The following is a 26498-nucleotide window of genomic DNA, read 5'->3' as shown; positions in this document are numbered from 1 at the left end:
TTTCCCAAATGGATAAACGGTACCAATACCAAGTCAACTTCACGGTCGCCGTTCATGTTTGTAGACATTTCCTACGCCCAAGGGACGATGAATTCCTGCCCGATGTTGAAGCACTGATTCGCAAAAACATTTTGCCGATTCGACCCATTCGACCAGGGCAGCAGAATACGCGCAAAATTCGCTATAAATCAGCTGTTAGCTTCGTCTACAGAGTAGCATAATTCGGTTCATATGAACATTTTTTAAGCGGATATTCCATCCGCTTTGTTTGCTGTACGCTTTTTTCCTTGCTTGCACAAAAAAACAAACGGCACAGGGCTTTTTCCCGTGCCGTTTCGGATTCCATTTTTATTCCCGGTCTTGTCTTTGAACTTAACTTAATGACATTGTTCTCCTGGTACACCTTCACTTTGGAGGAATACAGCTCGAACAGGCTATTTGCGTTGTAATGCTCAAGCATGTCCTGATGAACAGGCTTTAATTGGCCGCTGACCGCTTTATCCGACCATTCATACAGGTTGACCGGCACGCCTGTTGCCGGATCTACGACTCCTGCGCCGAACCCGACGAAGTGATGATACATTAGCGCTCCCGTTCACTTGTTGAACGCCAGATCGCTTGCGCTCTGCTTCAAATATTCGTCCGTCGGCACCGGCTTGCCCTGCTCCATCGTCCAATTCTCGCCTTCCGGCCCATTCCAGACCGTACGAGCGTTCTCGTAGGAGGAAAGCCAATTCAACAGCTCCATCGCCTTCTCCGGATGCTTGGCGTTTTTGGAAATAGCGAACGTCCGACCGCCGGGAGCCAAATTGTTAATGAGCATGAATCCGTCCGTATTCATCGGAGGCAGCGCCACCATCCCCTTATCCGGCATGCTCGCTTTCTCGAAGCTGTTGTTGATGTCCGTGACGAGCCAACCAGGCACGTTGTACAGGTAGCGGCCAGACTTCACTTTCTCTTCGTATTTGTCCGATTTCTGCGTGAACGATTCCGGATCGAGAATACCCATCTGGTTCGCCTTGTTGTAAAATTTCACCGTGCGCCAGAACATACCGTTCTTGTCCTTCAAGTCGTTGTTCTGCGAAATCTCATTCGTTGCGATATCGTAGTAAACCGTCCGATCACTCGTCAGATAACCTTTGCCCTCCGTAAACGTCAAGGTGTAAGTGATCGGCCAGTCACCCCAGCCTTGGCCGTCCGCGAACCAGCCGCCCATCGCGTACACCTTCTGCCCGTCTTTGTTTTTCGGCTCCAGCTTCTGCATTTCGGCCAGAACGTTCAGCAGGTCTGTGTCGAAATTTTCGAGCTTTGGATACCCAAGCTGCTTATACAGATCCCACCTTATAAAGTTGGCTCCGAGCGGCTGGGTGCCTCCCGTCGTCGCTCCCCGCAGCATGCCGATTGTATACAGTTTGCCATCCGGGCTGACCGTTTTCTTTTGCAGCTCGATCATAGCCTGGCCGCTTGGGTCCGACGTTATGTTGTCGCCGTATTCGGCGAGCAGCCCATCCAGCTCGAGAATTTGTCCCGCCTTGACCATCATCGGAATCTGTTTGCTCGGGTCCGGAACCCAGAATAGATCAGGCAAATCGTTGCTCGCAATCATTGCGTTCAGCTTCTCGCCGAAGTCCGCGCCGACAGCGGTCATGTCCATCTTAATGCCAAGCTCCTCCTCGATTTTCTTCGCGACAGGGTTCTGCATCACCCCATTCGGCTCCGCCGCCGCAATGCTTGCCGAGACTTTGAGCGTGACCGTCTTCTTCTGTTCCCCTCCGGTCTCATTCGAACCGGCTGACGGATTCGAGTTCCCGCCGTTTCCATTCGAGCATCCAATAACCGTCGTCAATGCCAGCATGACTGCTAATCCTGCCACTATCTTCTTCTTCATGCCCAATACCCCTCTCTTTTTGACTAGATATGAGAAAACCTCTATCGAGGCAGCTCAACAAAGCAGGTTTAATCCTTCGCTTAGCCTTTAACGGCTCCAAGCATAATGCCTTTGACGAAATACTTCTGCATGAACGGGTACACCAGCATAATCGGAATGACCGTGATGACCGTCATCGCATACCGGATCGACATCGGCGTCACTCTGCCGCTGCTTGCCAGCGCCGCCCCCTGCGTCGTACCCGAAGCGCTCGTCCGCATGATGTCGGCCATATTCGATTTCAGGTTCGTGTACAGCAAGTACTGGAGCGTGTTCAGATTGCTGTCAGTGACCAAATAAAAGTTGTCTGCCCATGAATTCCACTGGCCCACAGCAGTAAATACGGCAATGCAGGCAATAATCGGCAACGACAACGGGAAAATGATTTTGGTGAAAATCGTCCAGACGCCCGCCCCGTCGATCTGAGCGGATTCCTCCAAAGAAGCCGGCAGCGATTCAATATACGTTTTGACCAAAATGATGAAAAATGCGGATACCGCTCCAGGCAGCACATATAATAAAAAGTTGTTTTTCAGATACAGAATCTTCATAAGCATGTACCATGGGATCAGGCCCGAGTTGAAAAACATCGTAATAATTATAAAGCGGTAAATGCCGCTGCGGAACAACAGCTCTTTCTTCGTCACCATGTAACCGACGAACGCGCTGCAGAACACGGTGATAATCGTTCCGACGAATGTTCGCGCCACGGATATGAAAACGCTCTGGAAGATGCTCGGAATTTGCATCAGCTGTTCATAGGACGAGAGCGTTATCCCTTGCGGCCAGAAGTAGACACCTTTGGCGCTTTCAGCCGGATCGCTGAGCGAATTAACGATAATGTAGTAAAATGGATAAACGCACAAGAATGCGCATACGAGCAGCGTACCCGAGTTGACGAATTGATAAAGCGGTTCTTTCCATTTGTTGACCATGACGATTGTCTGTCTCCTTCCGCTTAAATGATGCTTTCCTTCCGAACCGCCTTCGATAGCCAGTTGGCGAATAACAACAGAATAATGCTGACAACGGACTTGAATATGCCGATCGCGGTCGAGAAGGCGTATTCGGCACGCGCGATTCCAAGACTGTAAATATACGTGTCGAGCACTTCCAGCTTATCGATGTTAAGCGGGTTCTGGAACACATAATATTGCTCGAAGCCGTTGCTCAGCATACCCGAAATGGACAAGAGGAGCAGGACGAAATAGGTCGGCATCAGGCTTGGAACGGTAATGTACCATATTTTCTGGAGCCGTCCGGCACCGTCGATGTCGGCCGCGTTGTACAATTCAGGGTCGATGCCCGCAATGGCGGCCAAGTAGATGATCGCCCCCCACCCCGTTCCTTTCCAGATGGACACCATCAGTTGAAAGATCCAAGCGTATCCATCGCTTCCAAGAATATTGGTGCCGGTCTCGATCAACCCCATCCCGATCAACAGCTTGTTGATTACCCCGTCTTCCAGTGAGAAGAACGTAAAGAAGATCGCATACACGAGCACCCACGATATAAAGTGGGGGATCGCGGTGACTGTTTGCACCCACTTGGATAAAATGCGGCTCCTTATCTCCGCCAGCATAATCGCGAATACGATCGGCAGCGGAGAGGTCAGGAGGCTGAGAAAGCTCATGACAAGCGTATTCCGCATGACAATGCCGAAGTCGTTGCCCCCGTCCAGAATAAGCTTGAAATACTTGAGGCCGACGAAATCCTGCTCCAGCAGAGGAACGCCCGGCGCATAGTCGACGAAAGCGTACGACCATCCGAATAGTGGCAAATAGTTAAAGACGAAAACCAAAGCGATAAACGGTAGGACCAGCAAAAGCATATTGACTCTATTTTTCATGTTCATCAGCGGCGCTCCTTTCTATAAATCAAATTATAGGAGCAGACGGATAACGCTTACAATTGTAAAGATTGCAGTTCCTTTATAAAAACTATAGGATGATCCGATATAGAGCAGGAAAGAAAACTTTCTTGTCAAATTTCTAAACCAAGGCGATTCCAATTCATATCGAGAACGGATGGTGGCGAAAACGGTGCGCTCCTTGTTCAACAAATATATTCGAAACCGTTTCTTCAATAAACTGCTTCTTATGTACTCTGTCATCATCATCGTAACGGTAGGTATTCTTATCATGATCATCGTAAGCAGCATAACCGGTTTGCTTCGGGAGCAGGCGATCACTTACAACAATCAGGTGTTGCAGCTTGTGAGCGATCATTTCCACGACCAGAACAAATACCTAAAAAAAATGATGACCGACCTGTATATCAAAAACAGCTTCGTTAAAACGGAAACGCTGTATGAGGCGTTCAATGCGTTGAGCTCAGACGGGTCATCGTCTTCCTCTTCCGGCAGTATGAATGAACAGCGAGAAAGAGCGGCGTATATAAACCGCTATATGATGAATACCGCTCTTCCTTACGATCCCGACATCTTGGAAATGGTCATGTCGAACCGCGTGTTCGATTACGAGATCAACACGACGCGGTATGTGTCGGGCGTAAGACTGGACAATTATTTCGAACAAATCCGCGATCTTCTGAAAACCAACGTTCCTTCGAACATCAACGGGAGAAAGACGTACTTTCTGCCGGCTTTCTCGGCAACGAACAACGGCAGCTCCATGATCATGTATGGCATATACGACTACATCCGGCACGTGGACAACCCCGCCGATTACGCGGGCTACATGATATTGACGTATGACACAGAATCGTTCCAGCGCGCGTATGAGCAATACCAGAAATATCTGATCGGTACCCTGCTCGTCTTGACGCCCGAAGGCGACGTCATCTACGACTCGTCCGGAACTCATTACGCACGGCCGTTCCCCTACTGGGACCAAGTGCAGCAATCGTCGGACAAGGCTGTTATCGACCGCAAGCGTTCTATTGTCAACGTCAGCAAGAATGACGAATACGGCTTCGTCACAGTCGGCATCATTCCGCTGGATGAGCTGAACAAGGGCATTAACCGCATTACCCAGATGGTGCTTGCCGCTGGGTCCATATGCCTCCTGGTCACCATACTACTGACGGTGCTGAGCACGACCAGGTTCTCGAAACGGCTGCAGGACGTGCAGCAACGAATTAAGGAGATTCAGACAGGCAACCTCACCGCCAAACCGGTTATGGGACAAAATGACGAAGTCGCACTTATTGCGCGGAATTTGAATCTGATGAGCAAGCGGCTGGACGAATATATTAAGCGCGAGTTCGTGCTGGATCTGCGACGCAAAGATTCGGAGCTGAAGCAGAAGACGGCCGAGCTATACGCCCTGCAGTCGCAGATCAACCCGCATTTTCTATACAATACGCTAGAAGCGATTCGGATGAAGGCGCTAAGCTCCCGGGATACCGAGACCGGCCAAATGATCAAAATATTAGCCAAGCTGTTCCGAAGCAGCATAAAGGAAGAAATGATCATCACGATCCGCGAGGAGATGAAATATTGCCAATCGCTGCTGGAGCTTTACTATATCCGGTTCCAAGGGCGGCTCGACATCGTCTTCGACGTGGAGGAAAATATACTCGACTACGCCGTATTCCGGCACATGCTACAGCCGATTATCGAAAATTCGATCGCGCACAGCAACGACCTGAGCAAAGACAACAACGTCATTACCGTCAGAGGCCGCCAATCGGGCGAATATATCGTCATCGCCGTCTCGGACAACGGGCAAGGAATGGACGAGGAGCGGCTGGCTACCGTAACGGAGCAATTGAATCAGCCTCACGCCTACGTAGCTGGCAGTATCGGCCTGCAAAACGTCGAATCGCGCATCAAGCTTCTGTTCGGGGAAGATTGTGGGATCGGCATCGCAAGCCGGAAAGGGATCGGGACCGAGGTTACAGTAACCATCAAGGCGAAATCAAAGGAGGAGCTCAAGGACTATGTACAAGATACTGATCGTGGATGACGAGCCTCTTATACTGGAAGGCATGCAATATGTTATCGATTGGGAGGAGCACGGCGCCGAAATCGTCGCGAGAGCGAGCAACGGCGAGGAAGCTCTGGCCATATTAGAGCAAGATACGATCCATATCGTCATAACCGATATCAAGATGCCCGGGATGGACGGCTTGCAATTGATCGAACGGGCCAAGAGCCGTGGCATGAACCTCAAGTTCATCGTGCTGAGCGGCTATGACGAATTCGAGCTGGTCAAGAAAGCGGTCGTCCATGGCGTTGAAAACTACCTGCTCAAGCCACTTGAGGAGGAAGAGCTGTCGAGCACGCTGCTGAATACGATCGATAAGCTCGAGCATGAATTGCATTTGTCGATTCAGAACAGGCAAAATTATAGCATCGTGAAAGAGAACATTTTGTACCGATGGGTCAACGGCCATATCGGAAACGACGAGCTGCTAAGCCGCGCCGAATTTCTCAATATCGACCTGGACTTCGACCGCTATATGGCGGGCCATGTTCATATCGCTTCGAGGCAGATTTCTTCGGAAGCGCCTGAAGCTGCTGACGGAGAGACCAAGCGAGGCCCGCTCTCTTTCGCCGTTCTGAACGTTTGTGCAGAGACGGTCGGGGGATACGGCAACTGCATGCTGTTCAGCAGCTTGAACGGCGATCCGATCCTGCTGTTCGCCTGGAACGGCGAAGATACGCTGGAGCAGAAGCGACTGGCGAAGCTGCTTGAAGCATGCGCAATGAACGTCAAGACTTATTTGAAGCTCGATATTGCCATCTCGCTAGGATCCACCGTGCATGACTACCGCTCCGTACACCTGAGCTATCGGGAGGCTTGCCGGACGAAAGATCGCGGACTTCCGCCATCTGGCGCAGTTGACAGCACCCACCCCATCATGACCAGGATCATCAAGTATATCGACAATCATTATTCGGAGGAAATGTCGCTTAAGACGTTGTCCCATCAGTTCAATTTCAACGCCGCTTATCTCGGACAATTGTTTAAGAAATCGACAGGCGAGATGTTCTCCGCTTACTTGAACCGCGTACGCATCGAGAACGCCAAGCGGCTGCTCGCCGAATCGCATATGAAAGCGGGCGATATCGCCATTAAGGTCGGATTCAGCAACGTACAATATTTCTCCAACATCTTCCATAAGCTTACAGGTCTCTATCCGACCGATTACAAGAAATGGGCCGGTACGTCCGACGGGACTGCCTGACTGGCTGGAACGATGGCATTCGCGGTACAATTTGAAGACAAATGCTCAACTATACTTGTATTCACCAAAACCGAACGAGATATTTCATATCACTAAATCCAGAAAAAATCATATTCCCCTTCACGTTCAATCTTTGTCCGCCAAAACAAAAACAAAGACCTCTCCGATTCATTCTTCGAAGAGGTCTCTTCACTCAATGTAAAATTTGCCAACGTTGATCTCATACAATTAGTGCAGAGACCGTGATGAACATCAATCAACTCACTTCAGCTAAACGCAGAACGGCTTTTGTTATTGATGACTCCATGTTTGAACGCAATCGGAGCAAGCAAGTTGAACTGCCGCCAGGTTCAAGGATCATGCCCAAAATTGTTATTATAAGGGCTTTCATGCCCACGATGGGTTGGTCAGATGGCCACACCTTTATTCCTACAGACTTTACTTTGTTAAGTTCAGCCAAAGCGCTTAACAGAATTAATGGAAATATCGATAAACGCACTTCAGGTACAATCGACGTTTGGAAGCCCTGAATACAGCTCCAGAAGTAATTCCCGCTATGATCGAGCGTGCGCTCTCAGCTTGCATGACAGCCTCTTACGTTTTGATGGACTGTTGGTTTACGCATGCTCCTCTCATCACCGAAATCGTTCAAAAGGAACTTGATGTCATTGGAATGGTTAAACGAGACAGCGTTATCGAGTAGGAGATCAACTTCTCTTTTCGGATGAACCAAACCGTGGCAACCGTTACGCATCAGAAGAAAGGCATCCTACGTTCCATTCACACGGAATTAAGCAATGGTATTCCCGTGTTTGTTGTTTTTGTAAGACATCGTTCTCATGCAAAGGAATGGCTTAGCACACTAACTGAAAAAGAGGTCATCCAAATTTATGGCATCCGCTGGGATATAGAGACCTTCTTTAAGTGCGCCAAGTCCCTGCTCAAACTACAAAAAGAGTTTCAAGGACTATCCAACGACTTACTGATTAGCCATATCACGATTGTATTCTCACGTTATATTCTCTTATCCTGTCAGCATCGGGAAAGTACCGACCAGCGTACACTCGGTGGTCTGTTCTTGGAACTATGTGACGAAGTCAATGAATTAGATTGGGTTATCGCTTTAATGAACTACGTATTTGATAGCAAAAAAAACTTCTCACCCAGTTCGAATTCGAACCTGTGAGAAGCCTTGTTTATCAAGAAGATTTTGCAATAAATAAAGGGAAATAAATGCAGCGCGTTGAAAAAAGAAGAGACCGAAGGGTAAACATCCTCCGGCTTTATAACGATCGATAATCAGGAGGTATTCCACGATGTTGATTCCAGAACCTAGAATTGCGAATTTCGAAAAGCAAGCGTTCGGCATGTTCATTCACTGGGGCTTATATTCCCATTTGGGACAAGGCGAGTGGGCCCAGCACATTCAGAACATTCCGATGGACGAATATGCCAAGCTAAAAGACTCGTTCACAGCCGAGCAATTCGATGCGGAGCAAATCGCGATGATCGCTAAGCGGGCCGGTATGAACTATGTTGTACTCACTACCCGGCATCATGACGGGTTCTCCCTCTACGACACGAGGGGCTTGTCCGATTTCGATGCGCCACACAGCGCGGCCAAGCGGGACCTTGTCGCCGAGTTTGTGAACGGCTGCAGGAAAGTTGGCATTACTCCCTTCTTTTATCACACGACACTAGATTGGTACCAGCCGAGCTTCAACGAGAACTTCGACGCGTATCTGGAATATTTGCGCGCCTCCGTCGAAGTACTGTGCACGCATTACGGGCCAATCGGCGGATTATGGTTCGACGGTAATTGGAGTAAGCCGGACGCCGATTGGAAACTAGACGAGCTATACGGGACGATCCGCAGGTTGCAGCCTGAAGCGATGATTATCAACAATACTGGGCTTGATCACCGTGGCGCGCTTGGCCATCCAGAAATCGACAGCGTCACATTCGAGCAAGGTCGCCCTACGCCATTGAATAGAGACGGTATGAGCAAATACATATCCTCGGAAATGTGCCAAACGATGAACCGCCACTGGGGTATTGGTAACCGTGATTTTAACTATAACTCGACGGGCGAGCTTATCGAGAATCTTTGCGCCTGCCGCAAAGTCGGCTCCAACTATTTGCTCAACGTTGGACCGACTGCGGGTGGTCGCATTCCGCTCATGCAGCAAGCCTTGCTGGAGATTATCGGCGATTGGCTGGCGCTGCACGGCAAGCCGATTTACGAAGGCAAGCCAAGCCCGATCAAAGGCCAAGGCGACAATTTCGCGTTGGAAACGGAAGACGGCTCCACTTACTTGTTCATCCACCTGCTCTCCATCGACGGCCATGCGAGCGTCACGACCGGCGTAGGCGGCACCGGCCCGAAATCGTTCTCCGGCGTCAAGCACCCCGTCAAAAGCGTACGCTGGCTGGATAATGAAGAGGAATTGAAATTTACCCACGACCCCGAATCTGGGCTGCTCTGCTTCCAAGCAACAGGCTATCCGTATGGCGACAATCTGGTCGTGCGCGTCGCGGTTTTATCTTAAGGAAAATCAAATCCGACTCCTTTGTGCTATGCCGCAAGGGAGTTTTTGCTTTTCTGACAGCCTGTGGGATAAAGTAAAGTGTTCCAGGGCCCTCTGAGCTGATGTAATTTATCTATGGACCACGTAGAAAAGCCCCGCAGGAGTTATTAACTCCTGCGGAGCTTTTCGTGTTTTATTTTGTTTTTTGACTTATTAATTCCGGCTGCAATAAAGCATGAATTTTGCTTTCTAGCTGTAATAAGTTCAATATCATCACAACTGTCTCAGCTCGGATAACATTTCCTTTTGTTCTAAATGAACGATCTAGATAACCTCTGACTAGCTTCTTATAACTCCTTTTGCTTCACTGTTGCTGACGGTGAATAATGTCTGGAGATTGACAGGGTATGTTGTTCGGAACCATTTGTTCATCTATAATTCTTGAAAATACCGATTATGACATCTCCTATTATAAAACACAGGCACTAGTCCAAATTGTAATTCAAATTACATTTCTGATCATATTTCAAAATAAAATTGATGTGGTTAAATAAGCAAAGTTAAATAACATAAAAAAGACTACCTCCTGTTTCTAGGAAATAGTCTACACTTTAAAAAATATTTTTTATATACCAGTTCTCAAACTGGCTTACTTTATATTTGCATCATCCAAATACTTTACCCACTGCTTAGCGTATTCCTCTTGAATTTTATCAAGACCAGCTTGTTTCGCCTTTTCCATAAATAACTTCAAGCCTGCTTCAACATCATCTACTAGACCAACATTCAATGGATATAGATATTGTTTTTCAACTTGTTCAACGGCTGCCTTCTCTGCTTGATAAGGCGTCCAATCCTCGCCGAAACCTTGGAAAATATTCGGTTTTGCTATCTTATCCATTTCTTCGAACATGACTAGCACTTGGTCAAAGCTCTTATCATACAACATTAAATCTGGATTTCTCCATGCCCATCCATTCATGCCTTCTCTTGAAAAGCCATTGGATTGAGCATCACCAAGCATTTGGTATTTTCCATCTACAACTTCAAAATTGGTGCCTTCGACACCGTATTGCGTCAGCCAATTGTAGCGTTTATCAGTAACCATTTTCTCATAGAAAGCAAGTGCTCTTTCTGGATTTTTACTGCTACGTGGAATTGCAAAACCATTATGAATCGGGTGAGCCGGTGAAGAGAACACTTTGATATTTGGATATGGAGTATAACCAAGCTCCCAATCCGGGTGCAGTGATTTCACTTTGGCAACAGAATCAGCAAAGCGGTTTGGATTCTCACTTCCTAAAATTACTGCTGCTTTACCAGCGGCAAATATATCATGACCACTGTCTTTCATGTTCAACATATTTTTCGGTAAGAACCCTTTTTCTGACCATCTCTTGTACATTTTCAAAGTTTCCAAATGCGCCGGAGAGCCCCAATAGGAGGTCACGTCTCTCAGTTTGTCATATTCGATGTTAAGTCCATATGGAACTTTATCGTTCGTATTCACTGCTTGAGTTGTCATTTGACGGACGGGCTCTACATGACTGATTTCAGTATCTGCCAGAGGTCTCATATCTGGTTCATTCGCGCGAATACCGTCTAAATACTGCTCTAGTGTTTCAAGGGATAGAGGTACTGGCAAATTATACTTTTTGCGCAAATCTTCACGATAGGCAATACCATCATTTACATACTCTTTCCAGGTCGCTGGAACTGTGTAAATTTTCTGGTCTACCTTAACTGCTTCCCACATATCCTGCGGTACAAATGCTTGCAGTGTAGGCGCAGCCTTCGGTAGAAGTTCGTCTAGCGCAAGGAAAGCACCTTTCTTCGCATAGGACTGGTAATTCACCCACTCTGCCGTAAAGATTAGGTCAGCTTGCTGCCCTGAGGACAATAGGAGCTTATACTTCGCATCATAATCTGTCCATGTTGTGAAATTGAATTTGACGGTAGCATTCAAATCTTCTATTGCCATTTTGTTGATTTTATCCTCAATGATCTTCAAATCCTTTGGTGCATCGCCAAGCATATAGAACTGAAGTTCCACTCTCTTCGATGTATCGATGCCAGCTGACCCCTGCGGTGTAGAAGTTGACTTGCTTCCAGCATTGTTTGTATCTTTTTCTTGTGGTTTTGCCCCCGTTTCCTTCGCATTGTTACTGCACCCCGTCATGATCATAGAGATTAAAAATACCAAGGTTAAAACTGATAAGACGATCCTTTTCCCTTTTTTCATGTAAATCCTCCTTTTAATTGCTATATGTCAGCCGATCGCATACGAGTTTTATACGTTTGCTTTCGGTACTAACCTTTCACCGCGCCAATCGTTAATCCCTTCACGAAATATCGCTGTACGAACGGATATAAGAAAATAATTGGTCCTGTAACAACGATCGACATCGCCATCTTGGTCGACTCTGTCGGAATTTCTCGCCCTAGTGTTACTCCAGCTCCAGAGGCCATTGAAGAAACGAACATCATCGTATTGATCGTGTTGTATAAGTAGTATTGAAGCTGATACATGCTAGTGTCATTGATGAACAAGGAAGACATGAACCAGTCGTTCCAGTATGTTAGAGCAAGGAACAGACCGACAGTTGCTATTCCAGGCATAGCAAGCTTCAGCACGACACTGTAGTAGATTGTAAAGTCGTTCGCACCATCTATTTTGGCTGATTCGAATAATTCTTCTGGAATCGCAGATTTGATAAAGTTCTTCATTAAAATAATGAGAAAAGGTGTCATAAGACCAGGCAATATGAGTACTTTATAGGTATCTGTCAGCCCAAAATATGTGGTCAGCATGATGTACCAGGGCACGAGCCCCCCTCCAAACAACGTTGTGAAGTATATGAAGAAGGACAAATGATTGCGATACTTGAAATCTTTCCGCTGCAGAACATAACCTGCCATCGTAATAAGAAACAATCCCAGCAGCGTTCCAACCACAGTTACAATAACCGTAACACTATAAGCCTTGATTAGCTGAGTCGGAAAAGTAAATACCATTTCATAACCTTCCAGCGAGAACACTTTAGGAATCAAGTGAAAGCCGTCACGAATAATGGATTCATTGGCTGTTAATGAACCTGAAATGATCAGGAGGAAAGGAAATAGACAGAGCACAGCAAAAATCGTAATGGTCAGGTAAGCCATTAAGCGGAAAACTCTAGAACTTAAAATGTTGTCATCCAATGTAATCCCTCCTTCCTAAACGCCCTATTTTAGAACAATGCATAATCTTCATTAATTTTCTTGATGATATAATTCACAGTCATAATCATTACAAATCCGAAGATGGACTGATACAAGCCAGCAGCAGTTGCCATACCAATATCAAAATTAACTTTCAACGATCGATAAACATAAGTATCAACGATATCCGTAACGTTAAAGAGTGTTCCGTTGTTCCCGACAAGCTGATAGAATAGATCGAATTGGCCTTTCATAATGCTTCCGAGTGCAAATAAGAGCAGAATAATAAATGTTGGCTTCAGCATAGGTACCGTAATATGCCAGATTCGCTGAAAGATATTTGCACCATCAATTTTGGCAGCTTCGTAATAGTCATCGCTAATTCCCATGATGGATGCAAGATAAATGACCATCGAATACCCCAGGTTCTTCCATATATAAAATACTGTAATCAAAATTGGCCAGAGCCAAGGTGTATTGTATATATCTACTTTTTCGAATCCTAACGATTTCAGTACTTGATTAACGAAACCGGATTCAAAGTTAAACATGTTAAATGCTAAAACACTAATTAGAACAAACGAAACAAAGTAGGGTAGAAACATAATGGATTGTGAAAGTTTTTTGAATAACTTACCTCGGACTTCACTTAATAGGATTGCCGCCATTATTGATATCACGTTTCCTAATATAATGAAGACCAAATTGTATCCAAGCGTATTTACCGTCAACTTCCACAGAATTCCAGATTGCGTTAAAAATTTGAAATTGTCTAATCCTACAAACGGACTTCCAAATAAACCACCTGCAAAATCATAACTTGTGAATGCGTAATAGACGCCGACCATTGGAAAATATGAATTAATTAAGAAAAAAAGCAGTGTCGGTGCTATCATCAAAAACATGATTTTATTCTTATTTAATTCATAAAAAAAACCTTTCTTCTTTAACAAGTCTGACCACCTCCTGAGTAGAATCATTGTTTATCCTTACATMCAAATCATAGAGGAAACTAATTCGATAATATACTGAACCTTGTCGCATATTACTGTAAATTCAGTACTTTCAGAGTGTGAACTTTAAGTACTTTCGTGAATCCTTTCAACATTTCACCCTATTCTGGATATTTTAAGCATGAATTCAATTGAAAGCACACAACTGATCAGGTATACTCAAACCATCGCTGAAAGGGGTTTCAAATAATGATGAAAAAGTGGTCCAGAGAACATAAGAAAGTTTATATCCGAATACTCTTTGGCTCAATTGGATGTGTTGTTATTACACTTTTGATAACTTCAACTATTCTATATATGAACTTCGAAAACATCGTACTTAAACAAGTTTATCGTTCCGATTCTAATAGTCTGGATCAAATTAAAGCGGAATTATCCAATTTGACAGAAACGGTTACCTCACTGTCCACCCAGATTTACCATGATCCAGCGGTATCCAAAATAAGGTATTATGCGAACTTGAATATCTATGACCGCATTTTTGCACAACAACAACTTGATAACTATCGCGCTTCCTTACCATTTATTGAATCAATTTATGTATATAATGCGAAATCCAATCAGTTCTATATTAGCTCCAATAATGCACGAAACGGTATTCAATTGAAGTCTGAACTTGATGATAAGGGAATTCTAGACCTTTTTAAGAACTATAAAGATCATCGTCCCTTCCAACCGATCCCCAGAACCTATAACATCGGTTCGCTTGAGAGCACTCCCGTATCAAGCTACACTTACTTGTGTTACAGCATCATTGATGATAATAAAGATTTAAATACAGCGGTAGTTGTCAATATCTCGGCATCATGGTTAGGTCTGCGAATAGATCAGGCGGAGAAAGAGCTAAATGAAGAGAATACGTTTATCATTAATCAGAACGGAATATTGTACTCCAGTAATGACATTCAACCGATGTTAACCGATATGTCGGATAAACACTATATACAAAAAATTATTCAGGATACTTCACAATCTACTTATTTTGTAGACAGAGTAGATGGAATTAAATCTTTGATAACATTTACTTCACCCGATCAATTAGGCTGGAGATATGTTCGCATTACCCCTTATAGCAATATTAATCATGAACTAAGTCAAATGCGGTATCGAACACTCTATATCTGCTTTGGCATTCTTCTCTTAGGATTGTTGATTTCGTTAACTTTATCCCATGGTATATATCGCCCGATTGATAAAGTCATCCGTAAGTTCAAAACCATGGAAATAGAAAGGCGTGATCATCACCATATTCTCAAGCAGGATTTCCTGAGAAATACGATTCTAGGTAGAGAAACGAATAATGCTGAGATCTTGCAACAAAAATTACAATACTTTAATTCAAGTCTTATGGTTAATAGTAAATCGTTGATTGTTTTGGTAAGGATCGATCAGTTCCCCACAGTCCTCGACCAATACAAAGATGATATTAAATTGATCAGATACGCCATAATGAACGTTTGTATGGAAATTGCATCACCGATCTTTCAAGTCGAAGCCATTGATATGTGGGATGACAGTCTTTTACTTGTGCTCAACATCCAAGAACCGCTTATTAAAATGGAACGGGAATCGCTGATTGAAATGGCAGAGCATATGCAATTGTCAATCACCAAACATTTAAAATTATCCATCTCTATTACTTTTAGTCCAGTGAAAGAATCGATTGAACAATGCATTTCAGATTACAATCAAGTACATGAGGCTTCTTTCCATCGCTTATTCAAAGGTCACGGTAGTGTTCTCTTTTCGGATGATATTATGGACTTAAAATCCAAAGAATATATGTTTCCCGTGCACAAAGAAAAACAGTTCATTGAATCCTTGATGTCCGGAAATATGGATAAAGCCCGAAGCTATTATATGGATATCGTAGGAGAAATCTCAGAATATTCTTTCACGGTTGTACAACTTGTAATATCGCATTTAGCACTTACAGTTAATAACGTATTAAAAGCATTAAAAAAGAACAATGCGATCTTAACGATTCCCGAATTCGACACAACGTTCTTACTACCAAATCATGTTGAGACCATTGAAGAGATCCACACTTCGTATTTCAAGATATTTGAAGAAATAAGTCAAAAACTCGAAGAGAAACGAAATACAAAACAAGATGATCTCATTAGAAAAGTACATCAAATTATTGAGCGAGACTATAGCAACTCTAATCTGTGCTTGAATTCAATTGCAGACGAGTTCACGATGTCTCCAATTTATTTGAGCCGGTTATATAAACAATTAACCACAAATGCACTATCTGATATAATTAGCGAAATGCGGTTGAATAAAGCCAAAGAGCTGCTGAAGACTTCCGAATACACCATCGTTGATATAGCTGAAAAAACAGGCTTTACTAGCAGTTCGTATTTTTATCGTATATTTAAGAGTAGTACGGGTATAACCCCAAGCGATTATAGGAAAATAAAAAATGTTTGAGAATACACAAAGTGTTAGCATGTTGATTAAAATCAGCACAACACTAAATCGAGTAGGCCCATGCGTAATTGCATGGGCCTCTCACAGATCTGAACGTATGGTTCGTCGCATCCGGATCCTCGTAAGTATCCCCTCCACCTTCACACGAAGATAATCGAGCCTCACTTCTTGACCATAAACATGTCCTGCTTGTCGATCCTCACGGCTTTGCCCAACTTGCCGAATAAAGCCCTCATCTATAGCAAGTTGCTCTACATCTAATCCTTGCGTAGCTTCAAGCTTTAGGTTCAGATATCCAATAGAATCAAGGACTTCAACAGCGTCCTGATCAGGTAGTTGGTCAATCATCCGTATTTAATTCATCGCGGTTCACACTCATCCATAACACCGCCTTTCGATTCTTCTTTCAATTAAACCAGTTCCTAAACCAAATCATTATGCAAAAAAAGGCCTCCCATAAGTTCTATGAACTCATGAGAAACCTCTAATTTAACACTATGTGGTCAAACGGCGTTTCCCTCTCGGGAAACCCTTGATGTTACAGGCTTTTCAGCCTATTACATCATGCCGCCCATTGTTCATTTGTGCTAGTGCTTGTTCGTTGATGAACTTCTCTCTATCTACCGATCTTATTATTACTTGAACAGAAATTATCATCGTCTAAATTCAAGTCCGACCGTTATTTTTGTTACTTTTCCCGTTACCTTTTTGATAATACGAGAAAGGTAACAATAGCACTCTGGTATATACAAAACCACGTATATATAATAGAAGGGATTTTCTAACTTAATAATTTCAAGAGATAGAATTTTTGCAATTTCCCCAGTATTCTCACCACTGAGTTGATCGCGACAGGGGTTATCCATAATGTCGTTGGTTTACTCATAGGTTGGGAAGTATTAGGCCTCATTGCGCAAGATGGTTTGATCAAATGAATAATGATCCAGATCGGAACGCCATAGTTTGGTTCCTATCAATTGGTTTATTTTGGATGATTCTCGGGCATATTTTTCACAAATATCAGAAAGAAGGCAATCAAGCACTGCCAACTATTTTCGGGTGGTACTTACTCATCTTCGCCGTTATTGGTTGCGCGTTAATGCCCGTATCGGGGATCTGGCTGTTTTTCCCGCAAGCCATCATTATCATTCTAGCCAAGCGCAATAAGTAAGCAGTCAGGAATTTGAAGGAATCCCAAATAATCATTTCTCGGATCACGCTGCGATTATTACAGTTAGCTTCAGCTAATTGTCTCCCATTTATTCCCGCTAGTTCGAAGTTGTTCGATCTGTTATCCTTCCTTTAGTGAAAAAGACATCAAGAGGAAGGAAGAGTAATATTGAAGAAGTTAGTAATCGCTACGATCACTTTGCTCATTGCAAACGTTTCGTTTCTGCCTTTGCAAACGCAGACTGTTCGAGCAACTGAAAAGTCAAATATAGATATGTATTTTCCAAATGATATAGAAGGCCATTGGGCGTATGACGAGCTGGATAATTTTGTGGTGTCTGATTTGATGAAGGGTTACAAGGAAGCAAACGGCGAAGTTACGATAAAACCTGAAAAATCGATTACTCGTTCTGAATTTGTTGCTTTGCTTGTACGTGCTCTCGGCTTGCAAAGCAAACAGACCGGCAAGACATTCTCTGATGTTCCGGCGGACAAATGGTATTATGAGCCGATCCGGATCGCAAGCTCTCTTGGCATTGTTAACGGCGTGAGTAACACAACGTTTGAACCTAACAAGCCGATTAACCGCGGAGACATTGCGACGATGATTGTCCGGGCTTTTGACGATACGGTCGAATTTGGCGGAGGAACCTCGCATCCGTTTGAGGACGTTCCATCTTATTATGCCACGCAGTCCATTATAGATGCTTATGAGGCAGACATTGTGCAAGGCGTGAAATGGAATCGATTTGTGCCGTTTGCCAACGCGAAACGGGCAGAAGCAGTTGTTATGCTGCAACGCGCGCTTGATATTCAGAAGAGCGATCTTCCGGGCGAGGAAGCGTTGAAGTCAATTATCTCCGCTGCTGATGAAACAGAAATACACGCCATTAATACCGGAGAAATTCTTAGCCATAGCGACCTATACGATCAGCATTTTACCGCATTCCAATTGATTGCGAATCAGGCATATGCCGGCGAGTTACAGGAAATTGTAAGGGAAGGTTATTCGATAGAGAAGTACGAGGCATCTGCCCGCACACTGAACGTTGTTTTTGCATCGGACCGCTTTGCAATTGTGGAATCTACGGGCGGCTCTTACCGTTTCACATATTGGAGTAGAAGTGATTCAAACACGCTAACGGAATCCAACGATGGATTGTATTACATGAAGAAGATGGAAGATAACAAGTGGAAGATTTATGCGATCTACCAAGAAGATGATCAATAATAAGGAGAAGGAAGAAAGCCTCAGACTTGTCGCTTCTTCGCTGCACTGAATGCCTAATGTCTGTATCATAGGCAAATCGTCAATACTGCCCAGTAAAAATATTAATAGGACCTGCACTATAACCAACTACAACGCTAAAGACGGGCTCCCTCAGGAAGCCCGTCTTTACTGGTATATCAAGGGTTTTGATGATGTGGTTACATCATGCCGCACATGAGGTTAGAGGCTGATTTCAACTGAATGGTTTCTGGGATCTATGGAACAAAGAGTATCGGCATACTCGTTCAGATCGATCACCTTACCCCCGTTCAGACGCGACTCTTCCGCAGCAAACGCCATCAAGTGGCTGCGGACCGAAGCGGATGCGGATGTCAAGCTCTCCTGGCCTTTGTAGTTCCTCACTTCATTTAGGAAGCTGCTGACGATGCCGGTATCGCCTCCGCCGTGGCCGCTGGATTGGACGGCAATGGTGGTTTCCATTTTCTTATGAGTAAGGAAATCGAACAAAGTGATTTTATCCCCTTCTCCGCGCAGTTCCCCTCGTGTCCCCATAATTTGGATGCGCCGTTCCTGCTCGAAGGTAAAGCCGCACATGCTGAAGATAGCCGTTGCTCCGTTCGCAAACTCCATGTTGACGACTTGATGGTCAACCACGTTGTTGTCGCTCGTGTAGACACAACGACCGTAGTTCGTCTCTCGCAATCCCTGTACGATCTTTTCTTGCGAAAGATCCTGCGTAAAATGTCTCGCCCAGCCCTTGAACTGATCACTCAAATAAAAGCGCGGCGCAGAATAAGGACAGTCTGATTGAACCCAGCAATCGAGGCACCGTTCTGCAGCCCCTTCCGGCGTGTTTCCCTTGTGGAAATGTTTCAGCGAACCAAACGAGCTTATCTTCGTGCACGGCTGATCCATCAACCATGATAGGACATCCATGTCATGGCAAGACTTGGCGAGAATCATCGGACTCGAATGATCGGAGTTATTCCAGTTCCCTCGGACGAAGCTATGGGCGATATGCCAGTAGCCGACATTCTCGTTCAACTGAATCGAAACGACCTCGCCGATGTGCCCCCCTTGAATCAGCTCCTTGATCGTGCTCCAGAACGGAGTGTAACGTAGCACATGGCAGATTGTAAGCAATCTGTCGTTCTCTTTGGCGACCCTCTCCATCTCAAGACATTCCTTCGGATCGGGAGACATCGGCTTCTCCAAAAGCACATGATACTTTTTGTTCAGCGCGGAGATTGTAGGGTGGAAATGCATTCGATCCTGCGTACAGATGACCGCGATATCCGCAAGTTTCGGCTCCGCCAGTAGCGGCTCCCACGATTTGTACACTCGTTCCGCCGGAAGGGCATGGGCTTCAGCGAACTTTGCCCTCCGTTCGGGGTCTGCTTCCGCTACGGCGACAAATTTGAGTTCGTGCGGATTATAGAGCGAATACGGAGCATAACTTTCTGCCCCGCGCGCACCCGCTCCGATCAGAATGGCTGTCAGTTGCTTCATGTTTGATCCTCTCCTTGTCATCTCTACTTGAAACTTATTTACCAGTCAGTTTTCATTTGGTGTATCGGTCAGAACGTATTCATTTTTCGTGCCAACTTCCCTTTAATAAGGCTATCATATTTGGAGCAAACACCACGTGTCAACGGTTTCTTTGGATCCAAATTTGCATAAGGCTGCTGGAATATAACCTGTTTTTTCATAAAAATACCTCTAACGCGGTCCACCCAACTGGGTTGAACTGCGTTTAGAGGTCGTCGCTGTCACCAAGGGTAATGTAGATGGAGGTAAATGGTTAAAACTGCACAGAGTGATAGAGTCTTAACGAAAAATGATTATTTTACTCCAAGAATAATTGTCGTTCAGCATTCCATCTTTATGAAAGACGACGATTCCCGCAGCACGAGCTCAAACGGCAGCAGCACTTTGAGCGGTAGCGAATAGTGACCTTCAAGGTAATCAACCAGCGTTTTGGCAGCTACTTCGCCGATTTGCGTTCTCGGCACTTGTACGCTCGTCAGGGGAGGCGACGTATACTGCGCGAATTCGATATTATCCATGCCAACGAACGCGATGTCCTGAGGAATGCGACAGCCTTTCTCTGAGGCGGCGCGAAGTGCGGGAATCGCCAGTGCGTCGCTTGCGCAAAACATTGCCGTCGGCCTCTCATCCTCCTTCAACCGTACGAGCATGTCCGACATTAAACTGTAGCTCATATCAACGTTCCAATTGGCATTTATTATCCAACTTCCATTCAACCCGAATCCCGCTTCGAGCATGCCAAACTTATAGCCTAAAAATCGCTCATCTCCTTCCAATTCTCTAGAGAACGTTGGTCCCCCAATGAATCCGATTTTCGTATGTCCCTGCGCAACCAGATGCCTGACGGCAGCACGGGCGGCCGATATGCGGTCGCAGTCGACAACGGGTACGGACACGTTTTCGAAGTTCAGGCTGACGCCGAGTACACGTACGCCTTCTTCCTGCAAGACCTCGAACTGCTCCTTATTGTACCAGGCGAATGCAACTATGCCTTTCACCCCCGTTTCCCGGATCAAAGAGCGCAGGTATTCGGGGCTTCCGATCTCCTCCATCGACATGAAGAACGCGGGAGTGCGCCCGAGCTCGTGCATCTTCTTGCGGAAGCCGGACAAAACGGCCGTAAAATACGGATGAAAATCAAATAACGACTGCGGCATAATGCATCCTATCGATTTCTCGGGCGGATGTTGCAGGTTCTTCGCCTGCGGTGTCTGCTCTTCCTCTATTTCGTAGCCAATCTCATTCGCTACTTCTAACACCTTGCGCTTCGTCTCTTTGCTTACAGGGCGAGCCGCATCATTACTGATCGCGCGCGATACAGTGGAAATCGATACCCCGACCCGATCGGCGATATCCTTCAATGTCGGCAATTCGACACCTCCTCGTGGCCTCCCTGTGGTGGGGGTTATTTGACGTTCACGTTTTTAGTTTCATTTCATAAAAGCCATCAATCTGAATTGTTTCTTCTTGTATGTCTTTTGTCAGCACCTCTATGGACGCAGTTCCATACCCTTGCAGGCGAATGGCAGCTTCACCCATGGATTCTTGGATGGAAACCACCTCTGTGTCAAAATCCCGTGATAGGATGCCAACTGATTCGGATAACGTTATGATATTGATTTTTTCACGCTCAACATTGATTTCAAATGTTTTGTTGTTCCATTTCAATGTAGCCTTGGCAATTTCTTTGTCACTCCACCAATCAATGTTTAGTAAGTAGATTACTCTTAGCCCATCTTCACGGTCAAACACGGTAAAGTTAACGGTATCATCACCAACAATATACCCTTTCTCATACTCATCTTTGCAAGCTTCCTCTGCGGTTTGTTCTAATACAGATTGGTATTCTTCTCGAATGGCTGGGTTGGCAGGATAGTGCTGTGAATTGATAAAGATAACTTTCCCTTTGCCTACAGTGTTTTGAATGATGAATGGTTTGCCTTGGTGTAATTTGACTACCGTTGCTGTATCTTGCAATGTAAATTCCATGATTTTTTTAGGATTCTCAACATTTTCAGGATAAGCATAATCTTTTATCCCCAACACCTTTTCCATTAAGCCCTTCTCGATTAAGCCACTTGTTCCATTCAAAGCTTCTTCTCGATCTGTTGTGGTGAAAAGATGAGCCCAAGTCAGAATTGCCGTGCCACCATTGTTGCAAAATTCAAGGAGCTTATGAAACTGTTGATCTGTAGCCGTATTAAAACCTAAGAATGCAAGCACTTTATAGTTTTGAAAAGTTTCTGGCTGAGCCTCTATGGGTAAAATATCCACCGTGCCATAGGGGGTTCTGGAATAAAATCCTTGTGGTTTGTTTTCGCATGGATATCGATAAATAGCACCCAATACAGAGTCCGGAAAGAAGATTTTCAGCAAATCCCAACTTTCCTCCATATGGTCGAATTTCCATTTATCCCCGATTTGTCCGAATGCATTGGGTCTTGTAAAACATACCCAAGCATCATTATTTCCATGTAAAAAACCAAATGGGACAACCATTTTTGTGGGTCTTGTATGGGTGTTTACAAAATGGGCAAAGTTTTTTTGCACTTGTAAATGCCCAAGACAAGCCTCGGAAAATCGATCGAAAAATGCCATCTCACTTTCGATATGCCAAAGTCCTTCTTCTGTGTTGATGTGATTGATGTTATGTGTATAGCAAACAAATAAAGAAAGTTGATACCTTCTAAAACGTTCTTTTGTGTCATGAGGCAGTGTTGACCATTGAACGGCCAAATGCGCCAACAAATCTTTTTTGTTGTATGCAATTGCCGCTCCCCTCTGGGCAGCGATTATGATTTCATGAGGGCCATACATCAATTCACTGCCTGCACTTTCTAAGCCACCCTCGTAGAAATACTTAAACAGCGTGCTTGGACCCGAATGTCTTTTCACGCCGTTTAACGAATAGCGAACGTTTTCAACAAGTTGTGCAGCCGCCTCTTCCATGTCCGTTGGCTTCACAGGATTATAACCTGAAAAAACTCTATTTTGTGCATAAATAGGAGGCGTTAAATATTTTCCATCTTCAATTTTATCTATAAACCGCTCCATGAGCTCGTCAAAAAAAGCAAATTTAGCGCCCCGCCCAATACCCCAATAATAGAAGGCACCGTCTCTTTCGTGTCCTTGATTTCCAATAAAATAAGGTCCATTTAGCATTTCTTTCGTTGGGTTTGCATTCATACCTGGAAGCTCGCGCCCATCAATAATGTGGCAATAATGATAGCGGTACTCCGTAAAGATTTTGACAAGGTGCGCCCAAAAATCTTGGTTTAATTCCCTAGTTCCAGTCCATCGATAAACAGGCCGTAAGGATATAAAATTCCCCAAACGGTTGTTTAAGTACCAACAAAAAAACTCATCAAAATCTTCTATATCTTGACTAATAAAAATGGCGTCTGAGGTTCCTGTTAATACATTGTCATCTTTTTTTTCTATTGTTCGTGTAATGGTAATCGTTTCTTCTTCCAGACCACAATTTAATTTGATCTTGAAATTCGTTTGGTGGGCTGTAGCCATAAAATTGATTACGTTAAAACCCTTTTTACAAGAATGTTCCTTTTCAAAAATCAGGTTTTCATCGGCGCTTACGGTAACGGTAGATTGGTTTTTTAGGTAAACCATAATGGGTACTTGTGTATGCAGCGGTATACAATCATTGCAACCAACTATGGTTAAGTTTTTTGCCTCTTGATATAGCAAATATAAAGATTTAACACAGTAAGGGTGGGGCATAAAATAATCGGCTTGATTGGTGATGCTGATTGTGTTTTTACCTATTTTCAATAAATCCTTATCTATTTTAAATTCTTTTTCGGAAAACCGTAAACACCGTTGAAAAAATTCGCCGTCAAAGCAAATCTCATTGTTGATTTTAATTTTTAGGTTTGCCCATTCTTTTTTGGACAGATTCTCCCCAAACCAGTTCATTTCTTCATTATAAGGATCAGACATGGTAAACGAAGGCAAATAATTATAGCTCTGCTCACAGTAGAAATTACCGTTAAAGCATGGGTCTTCTAAGTAAAGATCTCCAAGGCATCCTTTTACTTGGATATAAACCAAAATGGAGGCCACATTATCCTCTAAAACAAAATCTCTCTCAATCTTTTGCCAAGGGTAAGTTCCTTCTTCTATAGGAATGATAATCACTTCATCAGGGTCTAAACTGATGGAAGCCTTGTTTACCCCTTCTTTTATCATCCGCTTTTCAAAAACAATTTCCAAATCAGCTGTGTCATTCTTTTCTAAATGATCTGCCTTTGCATAGATAGAGAAGGTAAATTGATTTCCAGCGTGTTCAGGTTTTACGAACTTATAGTAGGCACGCTTTCGATAGGGTTCACCTTTTCCTTCTAAATGCAAACAAAACTGACTATGATGGGTATCACTTGGAGACAGACAGTCATCAACCATTCGATATAAATAGGGGTACCCTCCCTCTGTCATCCAAGAGGGGTGCATGGCATATTCGCCTTTTAACATGATTTTGAAATCGTTCTTGGCGATAAAATCCAAATCATCTAGTATAAAATCACAATGCAAGGAATCTCCAGGTTTAATATGGGGTGGTTCCGGATAGTCTTGAATGGTCAGTTTGCTAAACATACTTTCCTCCTAATCAACATAAGGAGCGTGAAAGCATCACGCTCCTATGTTCACCTTAAGTTATGTCCATTATTTCTTAAAAGTCTCGTCGTATGCTTTATTGATTAGCTCCAGAGCTCGGTCAGAGCCAAGTTTTTTAACCTGAGGTATAACTTTTGAATCCCAGGTATCAATGCTTTGCTTACCGATAATCACATTTACCGAAGCTTCCTCTACATAGGTATCAATAGCCGTTTTGAGGTCGGTATATTCTTTTTTTGCATTAGTATCGCTAAATTTTGCATCAAAGATTGCCTTGCCAAAGGCTTGGTTTTCTTCCAAAAATGATACCGATTTTTTCATGGCAGCACCATTTAACTCAAAAGTATTAATAGCAGCTTGATTTACAACACTGAAAAGTTCTTGGGTATTTAGCCCCGTATTTTTGATGGTACCATTTGGTGTAGCAGGAGTTTGAAAATCCTTCAAAAATTTCACAGTACCATCGGGATTCTTTTCGAAAGACTCGCCTTCGATACCAAATTGCAGTGCATCGATACCTTCTGGGYTGTACATCCAATTCAGCAAATTAACCAATTCATCTTTGTATTTAGATTGGTTTGAAATCACTTTGTAGCTTTGGAAATAGCCGCTTAAAACAGTGGTACCAACTCTTTTATTATTGTAAGCAGGTTGAAGCATAGCCGTAAATTCAAAGCCCTGTGGAATTTTGCTTCCCATTAGTTGAACAATCTCGTCGCCAACTTGTGGGTAGTCAAAGGTCACCAAACCTTTGTTTGTAGCTAACAGTTCATTCCATTCATCATCTGTAATCGTAGCAAAGTTTGGATTTAACAAGCCTTCGGAATACAATTTATTCAAGTAAACCAACGTATCCTTGTAGGCTTGACTTTCTGGACCGAATAAATATTTTTGTTGATCTGGGTCAAGATGGAAAGAGGTGTTCGTTCCTCTAAAGTAAGCTTGGTTACCTATTAAGTGAGACGTGCCCCATCTTACAAAATAGGGGTAAGAATCTGGGTAGAGTTTCTTCAGTTGAACTAAGGTACTGTATAAATCGTCAAAGGTTTCGAACTTCGTGGATAAGTTGTGTTTTGCAAAAATATCAGTCCTGCCCAACATAACTTCGTCGGCACGATATGGCACATCATACACTCTTGGGGCGCCATAATATTTGCCGTTAGGCGAACGAGTCAGATCCATGGCAGGTGGATATTTTTCCAACATCTCTTTGTAATTATCAAGCTTCCCTGATTCCATATAAGGCGTTAAATCTAAGAATGCTCCTTGTGGACCATAACGATCCGCATTATCTCTTGATAACGTAATCAAATCTGGTAGTGATCCACCTGCTAACATGGTATTCATTTTTTGTGTATAGTCTGCACGGGCAACGGTAACGGGTTTGATTTTAATATTTGTGTACTTTTGAATTGTCTTAAAAATTTCTTCGTCGCCAGTGTATGGGGTATTAGCCTGGAAAAACCAAGTAACTTCAATTGGTTCTTCGCTAATTTTTTGTGTGGCGGCATTTGGGTCTGCTGTCTGTGACTGTTCTGTGGTTTTGGTAGGTTCGCTTGGCTTGCTGCTGCACCCCGTAACAAACACCATAATGATAGCTACAAATAAGACCAAAAATCTTTTCATGACCAATCTCTCCTTTTTAGTAAATAATATTG

Annotated in this window: 17 protein-coding genes and 3 pseudogenes; 8 read left to right on the top strand and 12 right to left on the bottom strand. The window is 44.1% G+C overall.

Translation table 11 applies throughout. The features are described 5' to 3' along the window. Positions 1-221 (top strand): annotated as a pseudogene (locus tag AC1DWN_RS05625) (hypothetical protein); the annotation flags it as partial. Here the strand turns inward: AC1DWN_RS05625 and AC1DWN_RS05620 are convergent. The 4 genes from AC1DWN_RS05620 to AC1DWN_RS05605 form a co-directional block, all read right to left on the bottom strand. Continuing rightward, on the bottom strand, positions 206-583 hold the full coding sequence (locus AC1DWN_RS05620) for a hypothetical protein (RefSeq protein ID WP_477557938.1): 378 nt from the start codon (positions 581-583) through the stop codon (positions 206-208). The pseudogene AC1DWN_RS05625 and the gene AC1DWN_RS05620 overlap by 16 nt on opposite strands. Positions 584-595: 12 nt before the next feature. Beyond that, entirely contained in the window at positions 596-1888 is a 1293-nt protein-coding gene (locus AC1DWN_RS05615; protein ID WP_477557937.1) for an extracellular solute-binding protein, read from the bottom strand. An 80-nt stretch (positions 1889-1968) separates the two neighbouring features. Next, on the bottom strand, positions 1969-2862 hold the full coding sequence (locus AC1DWN_RS05610; RefSeq protein ID WP_477557936.1) for a carbohydrate ABC transporter permease: 894 nt from the start codon (positions 2860-2862) through the stop codon (positions 1969-1971). A 23-nt stretch (positions 2863-2885) separates the two neighbouring features. Next, entirely contained in the window at positions 2886-3782 is an 897-nt protein-coding gene (locus AC1DWN_RS05605) for an ABC transporter permease (protein WP_477557935.1), read from the bottom strand. Positions 3783-4068: 286 nt separating this feature from the next. Here AC1DWN_RS05605 and AC1DWN_RS05600 point away from each other — a divergent pair, with 286 nt between their 5' ends. From AC1DWN_RS05600 to AC1DWN_RS05585, 4 genes and pseudogenes are all read left to right on the top strand, one after another. Next, positions 4069-5856, top strand: a complete 1788-nt coding sequence (locus AC1DWN_RS05600) for a sensor histidine kinase (RefSeq protein ID WP_477557934.1) — start codon at positions 4069-4071, stop codon at positions 5854-5856. Beyond that, positions 5831-7081, top strand: a complete 1251-nt coding sequence (locus AC1DWN_RS05595) for a response regulator (protein WP_477557933.1) — start codon at positions 5831-5833, stop codon at positions 7079-7081. Before AC1DWN_RS05600 ends, AC1DWN_RS05595 begins: the two co-directional genes overlap by 26 nt. Positions 7082-7305: 224 nt before the next feature. After that, positions 7306-8219 (top strand): annotated as a pseudogene (locus AC1DWN_RS05590) (IS4 family transposase); the annotation flags it as partial. 178 nt (positions 8220-8397) lie between these two features. Continuing rightward, complete coding sequence (locus AC1DWN_RS05585) at positions 8398-9630, top strand: alpha-L-fucosidase (protein ID WP_477557932.1); 1233 nt, start codon at positions 8398-8400, stop codon at positions 9628-9630. A 628-nt stretch (positions 9631-10258) separates the two neighbouring features. On the opposite strand, the gene AC1DWN_RS05580 is transcribed toward AC1DWN_RS05585, so the two are convergent. The 3 genes from AC1DWN_RS05580 to AC1DWN_RS05570 form a co-directional block, all read right to left on the bottom strand. Beyond that, a complete protein-coding gene (locus AC1DWN_RS05580; protein WP_477557931.1) occupies positions 10259-11851 on the bottom strand; it encodes an extracellular solute-binding protein in 1593 nt (530 codons plus the stop codon). Positions 11852-11919: 68 nt separating this feature from the next. After that, a complete protein-coding gene (locus AC1DWN_RS05575; RefSeq protein ID WP_477557939.1) occupies positions 11920-12771 on the bottom strand; it encodes a carbohydrate ABC transporter permease in 852 nt (283 codons plus the stop codon). 68 nt (positions 12772-12839) lie between these two features. Beyond that, a complete protein-coding gene (locus AC1DWN_RS05570; protein WP_477557930.1) occupies positions 12840-13790 on the bottom strand; it encodes an ABC transporter permease in 951 nt (316 codons plus the stop codon). 222 nt (positions 13791-14012) lie between these two features. Between AC1DWN_RS05570 and AC1DWN_RS05565 the strand changes: the two genes are divergently transcribed. Further along, positions 14013-16259 (top strand): AraC family transcriptional regulator, encoded by a 2247-nt coding sequence (locus AC1DWN_RS05565; RefSeq protein ID WP_477557929.1) that lies wholly within the window; start codon positions 14013-14015, stop codon positions 16257-16259. 81 nt (positions 16260-16340) lie between these two features. Here the strand turns inward: AC1DWN_RS05565 and AC1DWN_RS05560 are convergent, their stop codons facing one another. Further along, complete coding sequence (locus AC1DWN_RS05560) at positions 16341-16607, bottom strand: hypothetical protein (RefSeq protein WP_477557928.1); 267 nt, start codon at positions 16605-16607, stop codon at positions 16341-16343. Positions 16608-17101: 494 nt separating this feature from the next. Here AC1DWN_RS05560 and AC1DWN_RS05555 point away from each other — a divergent pair. Continuing rightward, positions 17102-17430, top strand: a pseudogene (locus tag AC1DWN_RS05555) (DUF6463 family protein). 168 nt (positions 17431-17598) lie between these two features. Continuing rightward, a complete protein-coding gene (locus AC1DWN_RS05550) occupies positions 17599-18660 on the top strand; it encodes an S-layer homology domain-containing protein (RefSeq protein WP_477557927.1) in 1062 nt (353 codons plus the stop codon). A gap of 219 nt (positions 18661-18879) precedes the next feature. Here the strand turns inward: AC1DWN_RS05550 and AC1DWN_RS05545 are convergent, their stop codons facing one another. The 4 genes from AC1DWN_RS05545 to AC1DWN_RS05530 all read right to left on the bottom strand — a co-directional run bounded on the left by AC1DWN_RS05545 (position 18880) and on the right by AC1DWN_RS05530 (position 26466). Further along, the gene (locus tag AC1DWN_RS05545; RefSeq protein ID WP_477557926.1) at positions 18880-20169 is read right to left on the bottom strand and encodes a Gfo/Idh/MocA family protein; all 1290 of its coding nucleotides are present in this window, start codon (positions 20167-20169) and stop codon (positions 18880-18882) included. A 359-nt stretch (positions 20170-20528) separates the two neighbouring features. Further along, positions 20529-21578 carry a LacI family DNA-binding transcriptional regulator gene (locus AC1DWN_RS05540; RefSeq protein WP_477557925.1) on the bottom strand — a complete coding sequence of 350 codons (1050 nt, stop codon included), beginning with the start codon at positions 21576-21578 and terminating at the stop codon, positions 20529-20531. A 46-nt stretch (positions 21579-21624) separates the two neighbouring features. Further along, positions 21625-24819 (bottom strand): hypothetical protein, encoded by a 3195-nt coding sequence (locus AC1DWN_RS05535; protein WP_477557924.1) that lies wholly within the window; start codon positions 24817-24819, stop codon positions 21625-21627. A gap of 69 nt (positions 24820-24888) precedes the next feature. Continuing rightward, entirely contained in the window at positions 24889-26466 is a 1578-nt protein-coding gene (locus AC1DWN_RS05530) for an extracellular solute-binding protein (protein ID WP_477557923.1), read from the bottom strand. Positions 26467-26498: the final 32 nt, after the last annotated feature.

The sequence above is a fragment of the Paenibacillus sp. P4_A7 genome (assembly GCF_056402455.1).
Note: the sequence above shows the minus strand (reverse complement) of the source record. Positions and strands in the feature narration are given on the sequence as shown.